This is a genomic window from Achromobacter sp. FW305-C-30-7 (assembly GCF_058783105.1).
On record NZ_JBYSYI010000001.1, the window covers coordinates 40,407 to 60,179 of the forward strand.

Consider the following 19,773-nt stretch of genomic DNA (forward strand, 5'->3'; position numbering starts at 1 on the left):
GCAAACCTGGCGCAGCGGAACCTCGTTCCGCCGCGCGCTGTCTATGAGGGGGGTAGCCGATAGCGCGGCCCCCCTTTTTTCATGAATTCGACACGTACACACTCCCGTCCCTCCCTGCGCAGCCTGCCCGGCGATTTCTTCGAATTGCTGGGCTCGATGCGTTTTGCCGTCAGCTTGCTGATGTTTATCTGCGTGGCGAGCCTGGTGGGGACCGTGCTGCAGCAGAACCGCTCGTCGAACAACTACATCGACCAGTTCGGGCCGTTCTGGTTTGAAGTGTTCGACAAGTTTTCCATCTGGCACGTCTACAACAGCTGGTGGTTCCTGCTGATCATGGGCTTTCTGGTCGTGTCGACCTCGGTCTGCCTGATCCGCAATGCGCCCAAGATGCTGCGCGATGCGCGCTCGTTCCGCGAGCATGTGCGCGCCAGCAGCCTGCGCGCCTTCCCGCACCGCGTCGAAACCGAAGAACCCACCGACGTGCCGCAGACCGCTGCGGGCCTGAAATCCCTGCTGGGCCGGCTGGGCTATGCCGTGCGCGAACGCCAGGATGCGGATGGGGTGCTGCTGGCGGCCAAGAAGGGCAGCGCCAACCGGCTGGGCTATGTGTTCGCCCACGCCGCCATGGTCATCATCTGCATCGGCGGCCTGCTGGACAGCGAATTGCCGGTGCGCCTGCAGGTCATGTTCGGCGACAAGAAACCCATCGTCGAAAACATGCTGATCTCGGAAGTGCCGGAAAGCGGTCGCCTGTCGGTCGACAACCCGAGCTTCCGCGCCAGCGTGCTGGTGCCCGAGGGCGGCCAGGCCAGCACCGCGGTCGTGATGGTGGGCGACGGCGCCCTGGTGCAGCCCATGCCCTTCACGCTGAAGCTCAAGAAGTTCGTGGTCGACTATTACTCCACCGGCATGCCCAGCCGCTTCGCCAGCGAGGTCGAGGTCACCGACCCGGATACCGGCAAGAGCTTTGATTCCACCATCGAGGTCAATGAGCCGCTGCGCTTCAAGGGCATGACGGTCTACCAGTCCAGCTTCGACGACGGCGGCAGCACGGTGGTGCTGAAAGGCTACCCGCTAGTAGGATCTGACCCCGCTACCTTTGCCGTTGACGGTACGGTGGGCAAGACCAGCGAAGTAACCGCTCACACTGCTCGTGGCGCGCGTAGCATGGGCGTTGAAATCACCGCCCTGCGGCCCATCAACGTGGAAGACCTGACTCGCGGCGACCCCAAGGGCGGCAACCAGAGCTTCGCCGAACACGTCGCGTCGGTGTCCGGCAGCGCCGCGGGCAAGAAGAACGAAAACCTGCGCAACGTCGGCCCCAGCGTCGAATACAAGCTGATCGACGACGCCGGCCAGGCCCACGAATTCCAGAATTACATGCTGCCCGTGGAACTGGACGGCGCCGCCGTGTTCCTGGCCGGGGTGCGCAACAACGCCTCCGAACCCTTCCGCTATCTGCGCATTCCGGCGGATGACGACAGCTCGATCGCCGAATTCATGCGACTGCGCGCGACCCTGGCCGACCCCGCGGCGCGCCAGGAAGCCGCGCGCCGCTTCGCGGAACGCAACAGCCCGGCGGGGATGGATCGCCAGCCGCTGCAGACGGCTGCCGAGCGCGCCCTGGAAACCTTTGCCTCCGGCGGTCTGCAGGCCGTGGCGGCGTTCCTGCAGGCCAACACGCCGCCGCAGGACTTGGAACGAGCGGCCGACGTGGTGATCCGCCTGATCGGCGCCAGCATGAATGAATTGCGTGCCATCGAGCGCGAGCGCGCCGGCTTGCCGGCGGTGGCCGTCGAGGGCCCGGACGCGGAACGCGCCGCGGTGTGGTCGCGGCTGGCGGTGGCGGCGCTGTCGGACCTGACCGTCTACCCGGCGCCGGTGTTCCTGTCGCTGGCGGATTTCCAGCATGTACAAGCCAGCGTGTTCCAAGTCAGCCGCACGCCGGGCAAGAACACCGTGTACCTGGGCAGCCTGCTGCTGGTCCTGGGTGTGTTCTCGATGTTCTATATTCGAGACCGCCGCATCTGGATCTGGGTCAAGCCGCAAGGCAACGGCAGCAGCGTCCTGGCGGCCATGACGTCCCAGAAGCGTACACTCGACTTCAACCAGGAGTTCGAACGCTTCAAGCAGGCGCTGCTGCGCCAGAAGAGGTCTTAAGGTTTCCTATGTCCACTACGACCACTACGCATCCCTCCTCGCCGCAAGCGCGGGCCGCCTCGCCCGATCAGCTCTGGCAGGACGCCTTGTCCGAAACCGGCGACAGCCGCGCGCAGCGCGGCAGGCCTGACTGGACCGACGCCGTCTTCTTCCTGCTGCTGTCGGTGGGCGCGGGCTTCGCGCTGACCCGCTACAGCAACGCGATGGACTACTACGAGAAGATCATCCTGTGCGGCACCGTGCCGGTGCTGGCCTGGATGGGCTGGCTGTGGCGCCCGCTGCGCCACCTGATGATCGCCTGTGCGATTGCGGCCGGACTGGCGTTGATGCTGTACGGCAACGACCTGGCCCGGGCCGAGCAGGTGTTCTTCCTGAAGTACCTGTTCTCCTCGCAATCGGCGATCCTGTGGATGTGCGCGCTGTTCGCGCTGGCCATGGTCTGCTACTGGATCGGCTTCTTCAGTCTCACCGCCGCCTGGCTCGGCACGGCACTGAGCTGGGGCGCGGTGTTCGCCGGCGTCACCGGCCTCTTGGTGCGCTGGCGCGAGGGGCACTTGATGGGGCCGGACCTGGGCCACATCCCGGTCAGCAACCTGTACGAAGTGTTCGTGCTGTTCGCGCTGATCACGGCGTTGTTCTACCTCTACTACGAACGCAAGTACGCCACGCGCGCGCTGGGCGGCTTCGTGATGCTGGTGGTGACGTCGGCCGTGGTGTTCCTGCTGTGGTACTCGTTCACGCGCGACGCCGGGCAGATCCAGCCGCTGGTACCGGCGCTCAAGAGCTGGTGGATGAAACTGCACGTTCCCGCCAACTTCATCGGCTACGGCACGTTCTCGCTGGCGGCGATGGTGGGCTTTGCCTACCTGGTCAAGCAGCATGGGCAGACTACGTCCTGGGCCAAGCTGGCGCCGTTGTTCGTGCTGGGCGTGCTGCTGTGCGCCGAGCCCATGGTGTTCCGCACCGACGGCCTGTCGGCCACCTGGATGCTGTATTTCGGCGTGGGGGCGGTGATCGTGGGCGCCATCCTGCTGGGCCGCCGCCGCATCGCCGCGGCGCTGCCGTCGCTGGAGGTGCTGGACGACATCATGTATCGCGCCATCGCGATCGGTTTCGCGTTCTTCACGGTCGCCACCATCCTGGGCGCGCTGTGGGCGGCCGACGCCTGGGGCGCGTACTGGCAGTGGGACCCCAAGGAAACCTGGGCGCTGATCGTCTGGCTCAACTACGCGGCCTGGCTGCACATGCGCTTGATCAAGGGCCTGCGCGGCACCATGGCGGCCTATTGGGCGCTGATGGGGCTGCTGATCACCGGCTTCGCTTTCCTGGGCGTGAACATGTTCCTGTCGGGGCTGCATTCCTACGGCGAACTGTAGGCGGGCGCGGCCTGTTCAGGCCGTCAGCACGACCATCACAGGCTGCGGCGAGTACACCTTGAAGCCGGGCGCATTGATGGTGTTCTGCAAGGTCAGGCTGGTCATGCGGACGATGGGCGCGCCACGCACCAGCATGGTGAACGCGCCCGTCATGTAGCGCGACTGCCCCATGAAGGTCTGCGAGATCAGGCCGCCGCCCACGCCGGCGGTATCACCCAGCGTGACGGGTATCAGGGTCGCCATGTTGTGCACGGGCGCGGCCATCAACCATACGTTCCAGACCACCGGGATCCCCATGGACGATGTGGCCGTATCGATATGCGGCACCGGCGGCACGGGCGTCTTGCAGACATCCGGCACGCCCACGGCCAGGCTGGGCAACTGGCAGACTGCGAGCATATTTATCTCCTTGTGCGATGAGTGGGCGGCGATGCCGCACGCGGGGTCAAGTGGTGGCGCGCCCGGCCGACCAGAGTTCGGCTTCCAGCAGGGGCCCGTCGTTTTCGATGATGCCGCGGCGTTGCGTCCAGCGAGTGCCTTGCGTCAATGCGCGATGCATGCGCGTGCGCAGGAAGGTGGCATCGCGCAGGTCGGCCTGGCCCAGGTCGGCCAGCGAGAAATCGGCGTCGGTCAGATTGGCGCCGCGGAAATCGGCGTTGGCGCAACGCGCGCGCTGGAAGACACACAAGGAAAGGCTGGCGCCACGCAAGGAGGCGCCGTCCAACGTCGCCTCGGCCCAGATGGCGCCGTCGAAGCGGCCGCCTTGCAGGTCAGCGCCGCTCAGATCCGCCTGAGGGAACAAGCCTTGGGGCGCAGATGCTCCAGCGAAGCGCGCGTCGCGCAGTGATGCGCCCTTGAAGCCGGCCTGGCGCAGATCGGTATTGCGGAAATCCGCGGCATCCAGCTGGCAGTCGGTGAAATGGCAGAGCGGGTAGGCTTGCGAGGCGAAATCCTGGCCTGCCAGATTGCATTCGATGAACATGGTGCTTTCCGCGCTGGCGCCCGCCAGCGCGATGCTGCGCAGGTCCAGCTGGTGGAACAGGGTGAAGCTCATCCAGGCCTGCGACAGGTCGGCGCGTGCCAACGTGCTGCGCGAGAAGATCGAGCGTTCCAGGCGGGCAGACCGGAAGGAGGCGGCTTCGAGCGAGGTGGAGTTGAAGGAAGCCTCCCTCAGCTCGGCCTGTTCCAGGCTGGCCTGGCCCAGATCGCATTCGGTAAAACTGACGCCATGGGCGTGACTGCGGTCCAGCACCAGGCCGCGGGCCTGGCAGCGGAACAGCCGCGCTGTATCCAGATTGGCGCCGGCGGCGTTCAGGCCGGTCAGCACGCAGTTGATGAACTGGCTGTCCTGCAACTGGCAATCGCTCATCGTGGCGCCGCTCAAATCCACCTGGTCGAAAAATGCGCCGGCCAGATCCAGGCCGCGCAGGTCCTGGCCGGCCAGGCTGAGGTGCGCTATCGGTTCGCCATGGCGCACTTGGTCCAGCAATTGATCCAGGTTCATGCGGCGTTCTCCGGCTGCCGGGCGGGCCAGGGCTTGGCGCCCTGGGTATAGGCGTCGTCCAGTCCGGTGCTGCCGTCGATCAGCGCCTGCGCGACATCCGCGCGAAAGAGGTTGGCGCCTGTCAGATCGGCGCGCAACAGGATGGCCTTGCCGAGCAGGCTGTTGATCAGATTGGCGTTGCGCAGGCGCGCGCCAGTGAAATCGGCGCGTACGAAGTGTGTATCGGGGGCGGTGACGCTGCTGAGGTCCGCTTCCCGCAGGCTGCAGTTCGAAAAATCGCTGGCGGCAAGCTGCGCGCCGCGCATGTCGGCCCGGTCGAGCATGGCGCCGCGCGCGCTGCCCACTTTGAACTGCATTCCGCGCAGGCAGGCGCCGGCAAGCTCCACACGGCCGGCGAAGGCGCAGCCATCGAGCGTGCCGCTCTCCAGGCTGAAGCGGCCGGAAAACGCCACGTCCATGAAGCTGACGCGCTGCAGGTCCGCGCGGGAAAAATCGGCGTTCGCCATTGTTCCTTGCATGAACACGCATTGATTCAGCCGCGCGCCGTGAAAGCGGCAGTCTTCGAAATTGGCATTTATCGTGGCCCATTGCTCGAACGAAGCGCCGCTCAGGTCGCAGCCGCGCAGGCGAGCCTGATGCAGGCGTCCCAGCAGCCAGGTGCTGCCGGCAAAGCGGCATTCTTCGCAGTTCGCATGGTCCCAGGTAGTGTCCTGGATCCGGCTGTCCGTGAAATCCGTCTGCACGCATTGCGTGCGGCCCAGGTTCGCGCGCGACATATCGGCGCCGCGCATGCTGGCGCGTGTCAGGTCGGCGCCGGCAAGCACGGCGTCGGTCAAGTTGCAGCCATCCAGGCGCGCGTCGGCGAGCTTGGCGCCGGCCAGTATGGCGCGCTGGAAGTCGACACCGGAAAGATCCATTCCGCTCAGATCCGCGCCGGTCAGGTTCATATCCCGGCAATCGCGGTTGCCTTTCAGGCGCGCTTCCAGCTTCATGCGCGTGCGCCGCGCGCGCAACGGCGGCATGGGCGGGGGCGGCGCAAACTGATGCGCCGATTGTTGATATGCCTGATGCACCTGCGGACCCAGGGTCTGGCCGAGCGGCGGCGGCGAACCCGGGGCGTCCTGCGCGCCACGTCCGGCCTGCGTGTGAGGGTTGGCGTCGAAGTCGGCGATATGCCGCTTCACCACGCGCGGATCGAAGCCGGCCGGCAGCTTGCCGTCATCGTCCAGCTTGCGCAGCGCGTCCATGTCGACGCCCGCGACTGCAACCATGGACGGCAGGTTGGGGTCGGCCAGGGCACGCGCCGCGGGGCCGCTGGACAAGCGTTTGGCCTCCTCCAGCTCCTGCTGCATGCGCAGTATCGTCTGCGGCAGATCGGACAGGCTTGGCGCTTGCGGTGGCGGCTCCAGGGGAACCATGTACAAATCGGGATCCAGGCCTTGGGCGAGCAGCGATTCGCGTTCGCGGGCATGGCGCCGGGCTGCGCCGGCATAGATGTTGCGATTCGACGGCCGCTGTGCGGTAGCCTCCATTGCGGCTTGCGGCAGTTCGCCGCAGATGTCTTCCGGTACCAGCTGTGCATCGAGCAAGGCGTAGACGGCGCCGAGCTCCGCATCGAGGCGCTGCCCCACCACGGCCTGATAATGGGCCATATCGCGGGCCTGGCCGGCGTGTTCGAGCGCGGGCATGAGGTGCAGGATATCGGCCGCGTCGTCTTCGCGCACCGGCAGCGCGCCATGCCAGATCAGCGCAAGTTGTGCGCGGTCGGGGAAGAACCAGGCCGTAGTCAGGCGCAACGCGACTTCTTCAAGTGCGTTGCCATCGGCATGGCGGCTGACGAAGCAGCGGGCGCGCCAATCGGGCAAGCGGCCCCGCTGCACCGGTTGGTCCGGGTGCATGTTCCATAGCTCGTACTCCGTGCCGCCGGCCAAGGCCGCGTTGGGAGCGCCCCATTGGTCGGCCGGGGCGGCGTTGAAGAAGCGCCAGTCCATGTCGGATGCGAAGCCGGGGAAGTCATGCTCCAGCCACTGTTGGCCATATTGGCGGCCCAGCAGCGCGGCCCGTTGGGGCCAGTCCATGGGCATGGCTGTGAAACCGGCGGGCGCCACGCGCTGGGAGGGCGATGCGATGCGCTCTTGCGGGTGTTCGATGTTGGGGAGCCTGCGCACGCGCACGCCGTTGATGTCTTCTTCCTGCGCGCCTAGGCCCAGCGGGTTTTCCGCGCAGCCTGGACCGCCATAGGCATGGCTCCAGTCCAGACGCATGCGTTCGAATGGCTGGGGGGCGGTGGCCTTGCCGTCCAGCCAATAGCGGTCGCCGAACACCAGCAGCGACTTGTCGATCGCTCCGACCTTCAGGCGCACGGCGCAGGCACCAGGGCTTGCCGGATCGTGCGGATAGGCGTGGCCCGCAACCAGCACCTCCGGACACAGCTTGGGCGTGGCCAGGTCCAGCAGGCCGCCGGCTTCGGCGCCCGCCAGTTTCCACAGTTCCTGGTCCATGAGCAACGTGGGTGTTTGCCTGATGTCGACCAGCGCGAAAACAGCGACGCCCAACATGTCGCGGCGCTGCCAGCGGTAGGGGCGGGTAAGCAGGCCCAGGCGTAGCGGCTTGATGGTTTTCATGGCTATCCGGTGGCCTGGTCCACGACGACCTCGCGGGTCGCGGGATCGACGCGCACCTGTATGGTTTTGCCAGCGCTGAAATCGCCCAGGTGCAGCGGCGACAGCGGCACGCTGAGTGTGCGTGACAGGGCAGGCGTGGCACCGGTGGCGAAGACTTCCAGGTCCAGTTCGACGATGAAGTACAAGGTGTCGCCGATGCGGCGGCGCGTGTCGCGCGCGGCGGTCACCCGCGCGGTGCCGGGCAGCCCGCTGGCGCGCAAGCCGTCCTGCCGCTGTACCTCCCTGCGCCCCGCCGCGCGGCGCTGGCGCTCGCGCCACAGCATGTATGCGGCCTGCGCCAGCGACAGCAGCAGGCCCAGCCACACCCACTTGGCCCAACTGGGCCAGGCGTTCAGGAAGTCGGACATGGCGGCCTCAGATGATGCTCCAGAGGCCCATCATCGAGGCGCCCAAGCCGACTTTTTCCGCGGCAACGGCGTCGAACTGATAGCTGGAGCCCGTGGTGCGGTAGGAAACCAGCTGGCCGATGCTGCTGACCAGGGCGTAGTTGGTGAAGGAACCGTTCAGCATGACCGTGGTGCGGAACAGGGCTACGCGATGCATGCCGAATTCCGCCTTTGCCACCGCCAGGCCGATGGAGAATGGCGTGGCCTGCAGCCAGCTCTCCTTGGAAAGGTCCTTGACGTTAGCGGCGTCCAGAACGACGTCGGCAGGGGTCTTCAACGTGATGTTGCCATCGGCCTTGACCAGCACGGTCGATCCCGTCGACTCCATGTCTATCTTGCCCTTGGCCTTCAGATCCATGGTGGAAGTCTCGGACTCCACCCGCATCGCGGTCTTGGCCTTGACGTCCATGTTCGCGTCGGTGGAAAGCAGTTCGACCTTGCCCTTGGCTTTCTCCGTGAGCGCGCCGGTCTTCACGTGATGCAGCGAGTCGCCTTCGTTCACGTAGACCTGCTCGCCGTTCTTCAACGTCTCCTTGAAGAGACCAGTGATCTCGCGTTCCTCGCCCTTGGCCGCGACAGTCGTCTTCAAGCCGTTGTCGAACTTCTCGTCCATCAGGCCGTCTTTCACATTGACCGTGCGCGACGCCTTGACGGTGTATTCCTCATGTCCCTTTACGAACACATCTCGGGTCTTTTCGACGCGCAGGTTGTCGGTGCCGGTGACCTTGATGTCGCGGTTGCCGCCGATCTTGGTGGTGTCGTTTTCGCCGATGGTGGTCGTGCGATTTACATCCGTCGTATGGAATTCGTTGGCTTCCACCTCGGTGCAGAGTTCGCGCTCCGCGTGCAGCCAGATGCGTTCGCTACCGCTCTTGTCCTCGAACATGAGCGCGTTCGCCGTCGCCGGCGTGCCGCTCTTGGAGCGGCTCAGGAAGCCGCTTTGCGTGGCATTGTCCGGCAGGTCCCAGGGCGGCAGATTGTTGGCGTTGAAGACGCGGCCGATCACGATGGGGCGGTCGGGCTGGCCGCCGATGAAGTCTACGATCACCTCATCGCGCACGCGCGGCAGCTGGATGCCGCCAAAGCCGCCGCCGGCCCAGGGGCTGGATACGCGCACCCAGCAGGAGCTGTTCTCGTCCTTCTTGCCGTAGCGGTCCCAATGGAACTGCACCTTGATGCGGCCCATCTTGTCCGTCCAGATTTCCTCTCCTTCCTTGCCCACCACCGTGGCGGTCTGCGGCCCATGGGTACGGGGAACTGGCGTGACACGGGGTGCGCGGAATTGCGTGCTGGACGGCAGCACGACGAACTCCAGGTCGAAACTGCCGGGGTCGGGCTGGCCGCTGGCATAGCCCGTTTCGCGGATACGGTAGTACGTGCTGACCACGAGATATTCGCGGTTCTCGGCCTGGCGCGGATGATTGCGCAGCGTGAAGAGATGGCCCGTGGCCAGCCCGCGCGCGTTGGATGCGCCGGCGCTCTGCTCTTTTCTGCATTGCAGATCTTCGAGTCGCACGCGCGTGTAGTGTTCCGCGTCGTCGGGGTTGGTGTAGCCGCCTTGCCATTCGTACATCTCCAGGTCGCCGTGGTCGTGGGCGCCGGGATTATTGCGGCGCGCCTCCAGGCTGGCGGCGGGCGTGAGCGGGTGGTAGTCCGTGGTGGCGAAGGCGCCGGGGGTGATCTGCTCGGCCACTTCCCATTTGTGGACATGGTCTTCGCGCGGGACGGTGATGCGGTCCGGCCCGTAGTAGGGGATCTGCTCGTAGTCCGCGACGGGTTCGTGCTGCGTGATGTCGTCGGTAAGCACCAGGGTGTGCTTGCCCTTGTCATGCTTGAACCAGAAGTAGATGCCTTCGTGCTCCATCAGGCGGCTGATGAAGGCGTAGTCGGTTTCCTGATACTGGACGCAATATTCCCAGTTGCGGTAGCTGTCCACCAGCTTGAACTCGACAGGATAGTCATAGTCCTTCAGCACTTCGCGGATGACGTCGGGCACGCTCTTGTTCTGGAAGATCTTGTTGTCCGAGGTCTGGGTCAGGTACCAGAGCCACGGGCGCACCGTGGCGCGATAGATGGTGTAGCGCGAGGTGTTGTTCTCGCGACCGACGAGGGCGCAGCGCGTGACGTGTCCGCCGAGATAGCGCGGCGCGGATGATCCGGTCTCGATCTCCAGCGTCAAAGGCTTACCCAGTAGCGACTTCATGTCCAACGAGTACGACTCGGAGACCAGCTCGACCTCCAGCTCGAACAGTTGCGAAAGACTTTCGGCGCCATGCATGGCGCGGAACTTCAGCTGTTCCGGCGGCAGGGGCGTATGCGCCTTGACGACACGATCGCTGGGCACGTTGCGGTCCATCTCACCGTCTCCTTATGAGAATGCTGCGCCTGTTGTTGCGTGTGCTGCTTTGGATTTTTTCGCGGGCGCGCACAAGGCGCGTCACGAGGACTGCAATGGGATGACCGGCCACGGGATGGGGCCGCTTGCAAAGGACGGGCATGGCTCACGATGAGCGGGCATGCGACCGGGGAAATCTGTCTCTGAGTCTTCTTGAAGCGCGCCGGTCTTGCCGCCAGCGTGAGCGCCGATTGTAGGCAGGGGCCAAAGCGCCCGAGAAGCGCTATCACATGCTTTTGTGTTTTTTACGCTTCGGTAACAGTCCTTCCGTGTGCCGGCCAATTCCGTAAGGTCTGTGTCTAAAAATCAGTGCTGCTGGGAGATAAGTGTTCAATTTTTTACTCGGGTGTTAGTTATCTGTAAGAAAAATCTGTAGTTGTTAGGTTGCCGTTGCATGCGGAAAGAGATGCCTAGAATTCACCCTTCCGTGGAGCAGCGCGGAGCGTAGTGGTTGTATCCAGGCAGCATCCCAGCAGGCATTTAAGTGATGACTATGGAATTCGCCGACATCCTCAATACACTCGATTCACGTCTGCCCTGCGGGGAAGACCTCGAATACGACGCTGACTTTCTGCAACTGCAGCAAGCCGCGGCGGGTCGCGACGAACAGCAGTTCGGTTCGACCATCATCGCCGCGCAGCCGCCTGATTGGCGCGAAGTCGAACGCCTGGCGCGCGCGCTGCTGGAACGCACCCGCGACCTGCGCATCATCGGCCTGTTGACCTCGGCCTGGACTGAAATCCGCGGACTGCCCGGCTACAGCGACGGCCTGGCGCTGGCCGTCGACACCCTGGAACGCTATTGGGAGCCGGTGCATCCCCGGCTCGACAGCGTCGGTGAAAACGATCCCATGCCCCGTATGAATGCGCTGGCGGCCTTTGGCGACATGCAGGGCTGCGCGCGCAGCGTGCGTTCGGCCAGCCTGGTCAGCGGCGTGCACGGACAACTGACTTTGCGCGATACCGAGGCGCTGCTCGATGGCAGCCGACAGGACGCGGACGCCTATCCGGGCGGGCGTCCGCGACTTGTCGAGCGCCTGCGCCAGGCCTGGGCGCAAGGCAATGCCGACGCGCAGGCGCTGCAGTCCGCGGCCGACGCGCTGCGGCGCATGCAGAAACTCGTGGCGGACAAGCTGGGTGATGCCTGGACGCCCGATTACGCCGCCATGCTTCGCACCCTGGACCTGGTACTGGAGGCGACGCGGGACCTTCAATCCGCGCCGCAGGCCGAAATTCTGGCGGACGATGCACCCGCTGCTGCGGCCCCTTCCGCCGCCACGCATCTCGCCGCCGACGGCGCGGCGTGCAGGCAGGACCTGCCCATCCAGTCGCGCGACGAAGCGCTGGCGATGCTCTCCAAGGTATGTGCGTACTTCGAGGCCAACGAGCCCGGCCATCCCGCGCCTTATCTCATCCGCCGCGCCCAGCAGCTTATCCCGATGAGCTTTCACGACATCATCAAGAATCTGGCCCCCCAGGGGTTGGAGCAATTCGAGGCATGGCTGCCGCGGTCCGAGGCAAACCGGCAGGAACCGTAAGGCGGGCCAGCCGCCGCACCAACAAGAGGAGACGACACCATGGCGACCAGCCTGAAGGGAAGCGGCCAGAAGTTCATCGCAAGAAACCGCGCGCCGCGGGTGCAGATCGAGTACGACGTGGAGATTTACGGCGCGGAGCGCAAGATCCAGCTGCCGTTCGTGATGGGCGTGCTGGCGGATCTGGCCGGCAAGTCCGAAACGCCGCAGCCGGAGGTGGGCGAGCGCAAGTTCCTGGACATCGATATCGACAACTTCGATGAACGCATGCGCTCCATCCAGCCGCGCGTGGCGTTCCAGGTACCCAACACGCTGACGGGCGAAGGCAATCTGAACGTGGACGTCACGTTCGAGAGCATCGATGATTTCTCGCCGGCGACCGTCGCTCGAAAAGTCGGCGCGCTGAACGAATTGCTGAGCGCGCGCACGCAGTTGGCAAACCTGTTGACGTACATGGACGGCAAGACCGGCGCCGAGGAACTGATCGGCAGCGTGCTCAAGAACCCGGCGCTGATGAACGCGTTGGCGGCGGCGCCGAAGCCGCAAGAGGAGCCGCGCGCATCCGACGCCCCTGCCACGGATCCCGCCGCCTGATTTCCGCACGAATCGCTTTTCGGAGAATGCCATGACCGCAGTGGCCAAACGCGCCGACGCGCGCGCTGTCGAGACCTTGCAGGCGGACGACCTGTCCGCCCTGCTGAAGAAGGAATTCAAGCCCAAGACCGAGCAGGCGCAGGAGGCGGTGGAGCACGCCGTGCGCACGCTGGCGCACCAGGCGCTGGAGAACAGTGGCGTCGGGCTGTCGTCGGACGCCTACCGCACGATCCAGGCCATCATCGCCGAGATCGACCGGAAGATGTCGGAGCAGATCAACGGCGTGATGCACCACCCCGATTTCCAGCAGTTGGAGGGCGCGTGGCGCGGCCTGCATTACCTGGTCACCAATACCGAGACCGACGAGCTCCTGAAGATACGCGTGATGTGCATGTCCAAGTCGGAGCTGGGCCGCACGCTCAAGCGGCACAAGGGCGTGGGCTGGGACCAGAGCCCCATCTTCAAGCGGGTCTACGAGGAAGAGTATGGCCAGTTCGGCGGCGAGCCCATCGGTTGCCTGGTCGGCGATTACTACTTCGACCATAGCCCGCCCGACGTGGAACTGTTGGGTGAGATCGCCAAGATCTCGTCCGCCGCGCACTGCCCCTTCATCGCGGGGGCCTCGCCCAATGTGATGCAGATGGATTCGTGGCAGGAACTGGCCAACCCGCGTGACCTGACCAAGATCTTCACCAACACGGAATATGCCGCATGGCGCAGCCTGCGCGAGTCCGAGGACTCGCGCTACATCGGGCTGGCGATGCCGCGTTTCCTGGCGCGGCTGCCCTACGGCGCCCGGACCAATCCGGTCGACGAGTTCGACTTCGAGGAAGACACCGACGGCTCGAACCACGATCGCTACACCTGGACCAATTCCGCCTACGCCATGGCGGCCAACGTGAACCGCTCGTTCAAGCTGTACGGCTGGTGCACGTCCATTCGCGGCGTGGAATCGGGCGGCGCCGTGGAGAATCTGCCCTGCCATAGCTTTCCCACCGATGACGGCGGCGTGGACCTGAAGTGCCCGACCGAAATCGCCATCAGCGACCGGCGTGAAGCCGAGCTGGCCAAGAACGGCTTCATGCCGCTGGTGCACAGGAAGAACTCCGATTTCGCTGCCTTCATCGGCGCGCAATCGCTGCAAAAGCCGCACGACTACTACGAGGCCGACGCCTCGGCCAACGCCAAGCTGGCCGCGCGCCTGCCCTATCTCTTCGCGTGCTGCCGTTTTGCCCATTACCTGAAGTGCATCGTGCGCGACAAGATCGGCTCGTTCCGCGAGCGCGACGACATGGAGCGCTGGTTGAACGACTGGATCATGAATTACGTGGACGGCGATCCCGTGAACTCCTCGCAGGAAACCAAGGCGCGCAAACCGCTGGCCGCCGCCGAGGTGCAGGTGCAGGAGATCGAGGACAACCCTGGCTATTACTCCGCCAAGTTTTTCTTGCGGCCGCACTATCAGCTGGAAGGGCTGACGGTGTCGCTGCGGCTGGTTTCCAAGCTGCCTTCGCTCAAACAGAACGAAGGCTGAGTGGCGCTGACAAATCGGGGCGCAACCGTGCCCCATAACTCCGGGAGACAGATGTGGCAGTGGACATGTTCATGAAAATCGATGGAGCCAATGGCGAATCCAAGGACTCCAACCACAAGGACTGGACCGACATCGTGTCCTTCTCGTGGGGCGCCACCCAGCCAGGCAACCTGGCCAGCGGCGGCGGCCTGGGTGCTGGCAAGGCCAGCTTCAACGACCTGCACGTGGTGGCCCGCATCGACAAGGCCGCGCCCGCCGTGATGAAGCACTGCGCCAGCGGCAAGCATCTCAGCAAGATCGAGCTGTCCATGTGCAAGGCGGGCGGCGAGCAGATCGAGTATTCCAAGATCACGCTGGAGGACGTGCTGGTGTCGTCGGTGCAGATTTCCGGAGATAGAAGCGCGGAGGGCGTGGTGGTGAACTTCGCCTTCCAGGCCGCCAAGGTCAAGCAGCAGTACTGGGAGCAGACCGACAAGGGCGGCAAGGGCGCGGAAAGCCTGGTGGCCTGGGATATCAAGCAGAACAAGGAAGTGGGCTAGGGCGGAGGCACCGATGTCCATAGCTGCCGTTCCTTTCGGCGCGCTCAGCCTGGCTGGCCAGTTGGACGAGCTGCAGGCGCAGGTGCGCCGGCAGCCCGCCGACGCGGACCTGCGCGCTCAGCTGTTCCAGCTGCTGGCGGTGCAGGGCGATTGGGCGCGCGCGGCCGAGCAACTTGACGTCTGCGGGCATCTCAATGCGCAGGCGCGCCCGACGCAGGTGCTCTATGCCAGCGCCATCGCGGCGGAGCGCGAACGCGAGGCGGTGCTCGCCGGGCAAGGCGAGCCTGCGCTGCTGGATGAGCCCGCCGATTGGCTGCGGGACATGATATCGGCGCTGCGCCTGGACGGCACCGCGCCGGCCCAGGCCGCCGAGCTGCGCGGCAAGGCTTTCGAGGAAGCCAGCGCGCATGCCGGCCTGCTGGAGCTGGCGGCGCAAGAGGCGGCGCAGCCGTTTCAGTGGATCTGCGATGGCGACAGCCGCCTCGGTCCGGTGTTCGAGTTCCTGACGGGCGGGCGTTATGTCTGGCTGCCCTTTGCCGGACTCAAGCGCGTGCGCCTGCTGGCGCCGGAAGGCCTGTGCGATCTGATCTGGGCGCAGGCCGAGATCGAACTGACCGATGGCCAGGCGCGGCAGGGCCTGGTGCCGGCGCGTTACCCGGCGGCGCCGGGCGCGCGCATGGTCGAACTGTCGGACTCGGCCAAGCTGGGCAGGACGACCGATTGGCGTGCGCTGCACGGCGATACCTATGCGGGCGTGGGGCAGAAGATGTGGCTGACGGATGCCGCGGAAACGGCCCTGCTCGAGGTGCGCAAACTGGAGTTGGCGTGATGGGCCACGCAGACCGTCCGGGCGATTGGGAACCGCTGTCGCGCGGCCAGCGAGCGGCGCGGGACCGCCTGCAGCCGTCGCTGCTGGATCGCCTGATGGATAACGATCCCGCCAAGCGCGAGGAGCCGCGCGAAAACGCCATGCTCACGCATGAGGCGTTGCGCGCGGCGGTGCTGCGGGACCTGCGTTGGCTGCTCAATACCGTGAACCTGCAGGCGTCCCAGGACTTGTCGGCGCATCGGCCGGTGGCCGCCTCCGCGCTGAACTTCGGCGTGCGGGCCATGGCGGGAAAGCGCATGTCGGAGATCGACTGGATCGACGTGGAAGAGTCGATCCGCGAAGCGATAGCCGCATTTGAGCCGCGCATCCTGCGCTCTTCGGTGGAAGTGCGCTGTGTGTCGGACGCTGGCACGCTGGAACACCACAACGTGCTGAGCCTGGAGATACGCGGCATGCTGTGGTGCGTGCCGCAGCCGCTCGAGTTCCTGTTCCGCACGGACATCGACCTGGAGAGCGGCCACATGGATCTGCGCGATCTGGGTGGTGCTTGATGGACGATCGCCTGCTGGATTACTACAACCGGGAACTGGTCTATCTGCGGGAGCTGGGCGCGGAATTCGCGCAAGCCCATCCCAAGGTGGCCGGACGCCTGGGCATGAATGCGACCGAGGTGGCCGATCCCTATGTCGAGCGCTTGCTGGAGGGCTTCAGCTTTCTGACTGCCCGCATCCACATGAAGATGGATGCGGAATTTCCGCGTTTCTCGCAACGGCTGCTGGAGGTGGTGTACCCCAACTATCTGGCGCCCACGCCAGCGATGGCCATCGTGCAGTTTGCGCCCAGCATGAACGAGGGCACCTTGGCGGGAGGCTTCGAGCTGCCACGCGGCACGTTGCTGCGCGGCCGCGTGGCGCGCGGCGAGCAGACGCCCTGCGACTTCACCACCGGCCACGCCCTGCGCCTGTGGCCCCTGCAGGTCACGCAGGCGGAGTTCACGGCCGCGCCGCAGGATCTGCCGCTGGCGCGCCTGGGCCTGACGGGGCGCACCGCGCGGGTGCTGAGCGCGTTGCGTATCCGGATAGAGGTATGCGGCGGACAACGGCTGGAAGACCTGGATCTCGATCAACTGGTGTTTCACTTGAACGGCCAGGACCTGCAGATGCAGCGCCTGCTGGAAGTCGTGATGGGGCATACCGTGGCGGTGCTGGGCCATGACGCCGCACGGCCGCTAGCCTGGATCAACAGGCTGCCCCCGGGGGCGGTGCGCCATGAAGGCTTTGCCGACGAGCAGGCGCTGTTGCCGGGCGACGCCCGCGTGTTCCAGGGCTACCGGCTGCTGCAAGAGTACTTCGCGTTCGCGCAGCGCTATCTGTTCTTCAGCATCAACGGACTGAAGCAGGGGCTGCGCACGCCCGCGATGCCCCAAGGCGCGCAGCGCGAGACCCGCGCGTTCGACCTGACCCTGCTGTTCTCGATGGCGGCGCCGGAACTGGAGGGTGCGATATCGGCCGCCAATCTGGCGTTGCATTGCGTGCCGGTGATCAACCTGTTCGCCAAGCGGGCGGACCGCGTGGCGGTGACCCCCAGGACTTCCGAGTACCACGTGGTCATCGACCGCAGCCGCCCGCTGGACTACGAGGTCTACGGCGTGACGCGCGTGGCGGGCCACGCTTCCGCACAGCGCCAGGAGCAGGAGTTCCGGCCATTCTATGGCTCGCTGGGCAGCGATCCCGACGAGCACGGCGCCTACTTTTCCGTGCGCCGCGAGCCGCGGCTGGTTTCGGACATTGCGCAGCGCAACGGCACCCGCAGTGGCTACATCGGCAGCGAGGTGTTCCTGTCGCTGGTGGACCGGCGGGAGGCGCCGTTTTCCGGTGACCTGCGCCACCTGACCCTGGAAACCCTGTGCACCAACCGCGACCTGGCGCTGCTGCTGCCGCTGGGAACCGAGACCGACATGACCCTGCGCGTGTCGGCGCCGGTGCGCTCGGTGAGGGTGCTGCACGGACCCACGCGGCCGCGCGCTGCGCTGGCGGAGAATGCCGCGACCTGGCATCTGATCAGCCACCTGGGCCTGAACTACCTGAGCCTGAGTGACCTGGACGCAGAGCAGGGCGCGCAAACCCTGCGCGAGATGCTGCACGTCTACGGCAGCCTGGCCGAGCCCGCCACGCGCCGGCACATCGCCGGCCTGCGGCATGTCAGCGCCACGCCGGTGCATCATCGCCTGCCGGTGCCAGGCCCCATCGTCCATGGGCGCGGCGTGCGCATTGCGCTGCAGGTGGACGAGACGGCGTTTTCGGGCATCAGCCCCTATTTGTTCGGCGCCGTGCTGGAGCAGTTCTTCGCGCGCCACGTATCGATCAATCTGATGTCGGAGCTGGTCCTCTCGAGCCTGCAGCGCGGCGAGATCGCCCGCTACCAGCCCCGCATGGGACGCCGGCCCGTGGTCTAGGGCCTGTGCACACAAAAAGGAGCGCATGATGAAGTCCGCGACACCTCTGAGCCGCATGGCTTACGACCCCGTCCATCTGCTGGGCGAGTTGCTGCGCCGCGAACCCGACGGCAGCTACGCGGTGGCTTGCGACGGCCGTGTCTGGACCGCGCAGCGCGCCGCCAGCTGCCTGCTGGAGCCGCAACCGGGCGACGAGGTGCTGATCAGCGGCCCGGACCCCGCCCGGGTCTACCTGATCGCCATCACCGTGCAGGCCGATCCGGGGCGCACCACGCTGCAAGCCGAGGGCGAACTGGTACTGCGTTCGCGCAGCGGCGAGGTGCTGCTGGAGAGCGAGCGCGCCGTGCGCGTGCGCGCGTCCGAGTACGCGGTGGAAGCCGAGGAAGAACGCCATACCTGCGGCAGCATGCGCATGGTGGCGAAGCAGCTGCATGCCACCGTGGGTGAGACGCGTCTGGTGGGCCGGAACTATGAGGCGGTGCTGGACCGCATGACGCTGATGGCGCGGCTGTCGCTGCGCAGCGTCAGCGAGATGGACCAGGTGCGCGCCGGCGCCATCGATTTCCAGGCTGAGCAGAGCGCGCGGCTGCACGCGGCCTACACGATGGTGACGGGCGGCGACCTGGTCAAGGTGGACGCCAAGCAGATCCACATGGGATAGGACGGTGGACATCGCCCAACCCCTTGCCGCTGCCGAAAATCCGCCCGCCGCGCCAGACGGCGCGCTGGCGCAATGGTGGCGCGCGCTGGAGCGCGAACCGCACGCCCACGACCTGTTCCATGCCTTGCGCTGGATAGATGCGCTCTCCGGGGCGCGCAAGCCGCTGGGCCGCGACACGGTCGCGCGCCACGAACCCGTGCGGCTGCGGCAGGAGCCGTCGATGGCATTCGCGCCATCCACCGTAGCGGGCGCGCGCGCAGCCATGGGCGGCCGGCCCGCGGAACTGTCGATATTCAGCTTCGGCCTGTTCGGTCCGAACGGGCCCTTGCCTCTGCATCTGACGGAACACGCCCGCGAGCGCATGGCGCATCACGGCGACCGCACGCTGTCTGCATTCGCGGACGTGTTCCACCATCGGCTCATCCTGCTGTTCTACCGCGCCTGGGCCGATGCGCAGAGCACGGTCAGCCTGGATCGCAAGGATGAGCGCTTCACGCGCTACGTGGCCAGCCTGCTGCACATGGGCGAACCGTCGATGCGGCGCCGCGACGCCGTGCTGGACCATGCCAAGTACCACATGGCGGGGCATCTGACGCGCCAGACCCGCAATCCGGAAGGACTCAAGCACATCCTGCAATCGTTCTTCGGCCTGCCGGTGCGCATCCGCGAGTTCGTGCCGCAGTGGATCCGCCTGGAACCGGCACAACGACTGGGGCTGGGCGGCTTGGCGGGGCTGGGGCGTGACACGGTGCTGGGGGTCGCGGTGCGCGACGCCCAGCACAAGTTCCGCATCGAGATCGGTCCCTTGGCGCTGGCGGACTACCAGAGCTTTCTGCCGGGAGGCGAACGCGCCCGCCAGCTGACGCATTGGGTCAGGCATTACATCGGCATGGAGCTGGCCTGGGATCTGCGGCCGGTGCTGCGTGCGCAGGATGCGCGCGGACTGGCCCTTGGGGCGCAGCGACCGCTGGGCCTCTCTTCGTGGCTGGGCAAGCGCCGGCCCGAGCAAGGCGAAGCTGGCGATCTCCTGCTGGATTATGAAAGCCGCGGCCGTATCCCGCCGCGTGGCCGCTTGCCGGCTTCAACCTCAACGACCACGCGCGCCTGACGCGCCACCCTGCC

At 65.9% G+C, this 19,773-nt stretch carries 16 protein-coding genes; 11 read left to right on the forward strand and 5 right to left on the reverse strand.

Annotation, left to right across the window (positions count from 1 at the left end; translation table 11 throughout):
- Positions 1 to 81 precede the first annotated feature (81 nt).
- Together AC3WOB_RS00280 and ccsB are read left to right on the forward strand one after the other, a co-directional pair.
- A complete protein-coding gene (locus AC3WOB_RS00280) occupies positions 82 to 2,160 on the forward strand; it encodes a cytochrome c biogenesis protein ResB (protein WP_013396985.1) in 2,079 nt (692 codons plus the stop codon).
- A gap of 8 nt (positions 2,161 to 2,168) precedes the next feature.
- Positions 2,169 to 3,536 carry a c-type cytochrome biogenesis protein CcsB gene (gene ccsB / locus AC3WOB_RS00285; protein WP_492273841.1) on the forward strand — a complete coding sequence of 456 codons (1,368 nt, stop codon included), beginning with the start codon at positions 2,169 to 2,171 and terminating at the stop codon, positions 3,534 to 3,536.
- 15 nt (positions 3,537 to 3,551) lie between these two features.
- Here ccsB and AC3WOB_RS00290 read toward each other — a convergent pair whose 3' ends face one another.
- Genes AC3WOB_RS00290 through AC3WOB_RS00310 form a run of 5 tightly spaced genes read right to left on the reverse strand, consistent with a single transcriptional unit; the run spans position 3,552 to position 10,466 of the window.
- Complete coding sequence (locus AC3WOB_RS00290; protein ID WP_013396983.1) at positions 3,552 to 3,935, reverse strand: DUF4150 domain-containing protein; 384 nt, start codon at positions 3,933 to 3,935, stop codon at positions 3,552 to 3,554.
- 46 nt (positions 3,936 to 3,981) lie between these two features.
- Positions 3,982 to 5,040, reverse strand: a complete 1,059-nt coding sequence (locus AC3WOB_RS00295) for a pentapeptide repeat-containing protein (RefSeq protein WP_013396982.1) — start codon at positions 5,038 to 5,040, stop codon at positions 3,982 to 3,984.
- Positions 5,037 to 7,664 carry a DUF2169 family type VI secretion system accessory protein gene (locus tag AC3WOB_RS00300; protein ID WP_492273842.1) on the reverse strand — a complete coding sequence of 876 codons (2,628 nt, stop codon included), beginning with the start codon at positions 7,662 to 7,664 and terminating at the stop codon, positions 5,037 to 5,039. Before AC3WOB_RS00300 ends, AC3WOB_RS00295 begins: the two co-directional genes overlap by 4 nt.
- 2 nt (positions 7,665 to 7,666) lie before the next feature.
- Positions 7,667 to 8,071 (reverse strand): hypothetical protein, encoded by a 405-nt coding sequence (locus tag AC3WOB_RS00305; protein WP_013396980.1) that lies wholly within the window; start codon positions 8,069 to 8,071, stop codon positions 7,667 to 7,669.
- A gap of 7 nt (positions 8,072 to 8,078) precedes the next feature.
- Positions 8,079 to 10,466, reverse strand: a complete 2,388-nt coding sequence (locus tag AC3WOB_RS00310) for a type VI secretion system Vgr family protein (RefSeq protein ID WP_492273843.1) — start codon at positions 10,464 to 10,466, stop codon at positions 8,079 to 8,081.
- Between the two features lie 526 nt (positions 10,467 to 10,992).
- Here AC3WOB_RS00310 and tssA point away from each other — a divergent pair.
- The 9 genes from tssA to tssG all read left to right on the forward strand — a co-directional run bounded on the left by tssA (position 10,993) and on the right by tssG (position 19,759).
- On the forward strand, positions 10,993 to 12,042 hold the full coding sequence (tssA, locus tag AC3WOB_RS00315; RefSeq protein WP_492273844.1) for a type VI secretion system protein TssA: 1,050 nt from the start codon (positions 10,993 to 10,995) through the stop codon (positions 12,040 to 12,042).
- A gap of 39 nt (positions 12,043 to 12,081) precedes the next feature.
- Entirely contained in the window at positions 12,082 to 12,633 is a 552-nt protein-coding gene (gene tssB / locus AC3WOB_RS00320) for a type VI secretion system contractile sheath small subunit (RefSeq protein ID WP_013396977.1), read from the forward strand.
- Between the two features lie 31 nt (positions 12,634 to 12,664).
- Positions 12,665 to 14,167, forward strand: a complete 1,503-nt coding sequence (gene tssC, locus AC3WOB_RS00325; protein WP_013396976.1) for a type VI secretion system contractile sheath large subunit — start codon at positions 12,665 to 12,667, stop codon at positions 14,165 to 14,167.
- Positions 14,168 to 14,238: 71 nt separating this feature from the next.
- Positions 14,239 to 14,706 (forward strand): Hcp family type VI secretion system effector, encoded by a 468-nt coding sequence (locus AC3WOB_RS00330; protein WP_085947903.1) that lies wholly within the window; start codon positions 14,239 to 14,241, stop codon positions 14,704 to 14,706.
- 13 nt (positions 14,707 to 14,719) lie between these two features.
- A complete protein-coding gene (locus tag AC3WOB_RS00335; protein ID WP_492273845.1) occupies positions 14,720 to 15,535 on the forward strand; it encodes a type VI secretion system accessory protein TagJ in 816 nt (271 codons plus the stop codon).
- The gene (tssE, locus tag AC3WOB_RS00340; protein WP_013396973.1) at positions 15,535 to 16,086 is read left to right on the forward strand and encodes a type VI secretion system baseplate subunit TssE; all 552 of its coding nucleotides are present in this window, start codon (positions 15,535 to 15,537) and stop codon (positions 16,084 to 16,086) included. The genes AC3WOB_RS00335 and tssE overlap by 1 nt, the downstream gene beginning before the upstream one ends.
- Positions 16,086 to 17,990: a type VI secretion system baseplate subunit TssF gene (tssF, locus tag AC3WOB_RS00345; RefSeq protein WP_492273846.1), complete on the forward strand. Its 1,905-nt coding sequence runs from the start codon at positions 16,086 to 16,088 to the stop codon at positions 17,988 to 17,990. The genes tssE and tssF overlap by 1 nt, the downstream gene beginning before the upstream one ends.
- Positions 17,991 to 18,015: 25 nt before the next feature.
- Positions 18,016 to 18,651: a DUF3540 domain-containing protein gene (locus tag AC3WOB_RS00350; RefSeq protein ID WP_237709963.1), complete on the forward strand. Its 636-nt coding sequence runs from the start codon at positions 18,016 to 18,018 to the stop codon at positions 18,649 to 18,651.
- A gap of 4 nt (positions 18,652 to 18,655) precedes the next feature.
- Positions 18,656 to 19,759, forward strand: a complete 1,104-nt coding sequence (tssG, locus tag AC3WOB_RS00355; protein ID WP_492273847.1) for a type VI secretion system baseplate subunit TssG — start codon at positions 18,656 to 18,658, stop codon at positions 19,757 to 19,759.
- The last annotated feature ends 14 nt before the right edge of the window (positions 19,760 to 19,773 follow it).

Bases quoted from the DNA above. Each gene is read 5' to 3' on its own strand.
- AC3WOB_RS00290 (WP_013396983.1), bottom strand. From the start codon at position 3,935: ATGCTCGCAGTCTGCCAGTTGCCCAGCCTGGCCGTGGGCGTGCCGGAT.
- AC3WOB_RS00335 (WP_492273845.1), top strand. From the start codon at position 14,720: ATGTCCATAGCTGCCGTTCCTTTCGGCGCGCTCAGCCTGGCTGGCCAG.
- AC3WOB_RS00300 (WP_492273842.1), bottom strand. From the start codon at position 7,664: ATGAAAACCATCAAGCCGCTACGCCTGGGCCTGCTTACCCGCCCCTAC.
- tssA (WP_492273844.1), top strand. From the start codon at position 10,993: ATGACTATGGAATTCGCCGACATCCTCAATACACTCGATTCACGTCTG.
- AC3WOB_RS00330 (WP_085947903.1), top strand. From the start codon at position 14,239: ATGAAAATCGATGGAGCCAATGGCGAATCCAAGGACTCCAACCACAAG.
- tssF (WP_492273846.1), top strand. From the start codon at position 16,086: ATGGACGATCGCCTGCTGGATTACTACAACCGGGAACTGGTCTATCTG.
- AC3WOB_RS00350 (WP_237709963.1), top strand. From the start codon at position 18,016: ATGATGAAGTCCGCGACACCTCTGAGCCGCATGGCTTACGACCCCGTC.
- tssE (WP_013396973.1), top strand. From the start codon at position 15,535: ATGGGCCACGCAGACCGTCCGGGCGATTGGGAACCGCTGTCGCGCGGC.
- AC3WOB_RS00280 (WP_013396985.1), top strand. From the start codon at position 82: ATGAATTCGACACGTACACACTCCCGTCCCTCCCTGCGCAGCCTGCCC.
- AC3WOB_RS00310 (WP_492273843.1), bottom strand. From the start codon at position 10,466: ATGGACCGCAACGTGCCCAGCGATCGTGTCGTCAAGGCGCATACGCCC.
- tssC (WP_013396976.1), top strand. From the start codon at position 12,665: ATGACCGCAGTGGCCAAACGCGCCGACGCGCGCGCTGTCGAGACCTTG.
- ccsB (WP_492273841.1), top strand. From the start codon at position 2,169: ATGTCCACTACGACCACTACGCATCCCTCCTCGCCGCAAGCGCGGGCC.
- tssB (WP_013396977.1), top strand. From the start codon at position 12,082: ATGGCGACCAGCCTGAAGGGAAGCGGCCAGAAGTTCATCGCAAGAAAC.
- AC3WOB_RS00305 (WP_013396980.1), bottom strand. From the start codon at position 8,071: ATGTCCGACTTCCTGAACGCCTGGCCCAGTTGGGCCAAGTGGGTGTGG.
- AC3WOB_RS00295 (WP_013396982.1), bottom strand. From the start codon at position 5,040: ATGAACCTGGATCAATTGCTGGACCAAGTGCGCCATGGCGAACCGATA.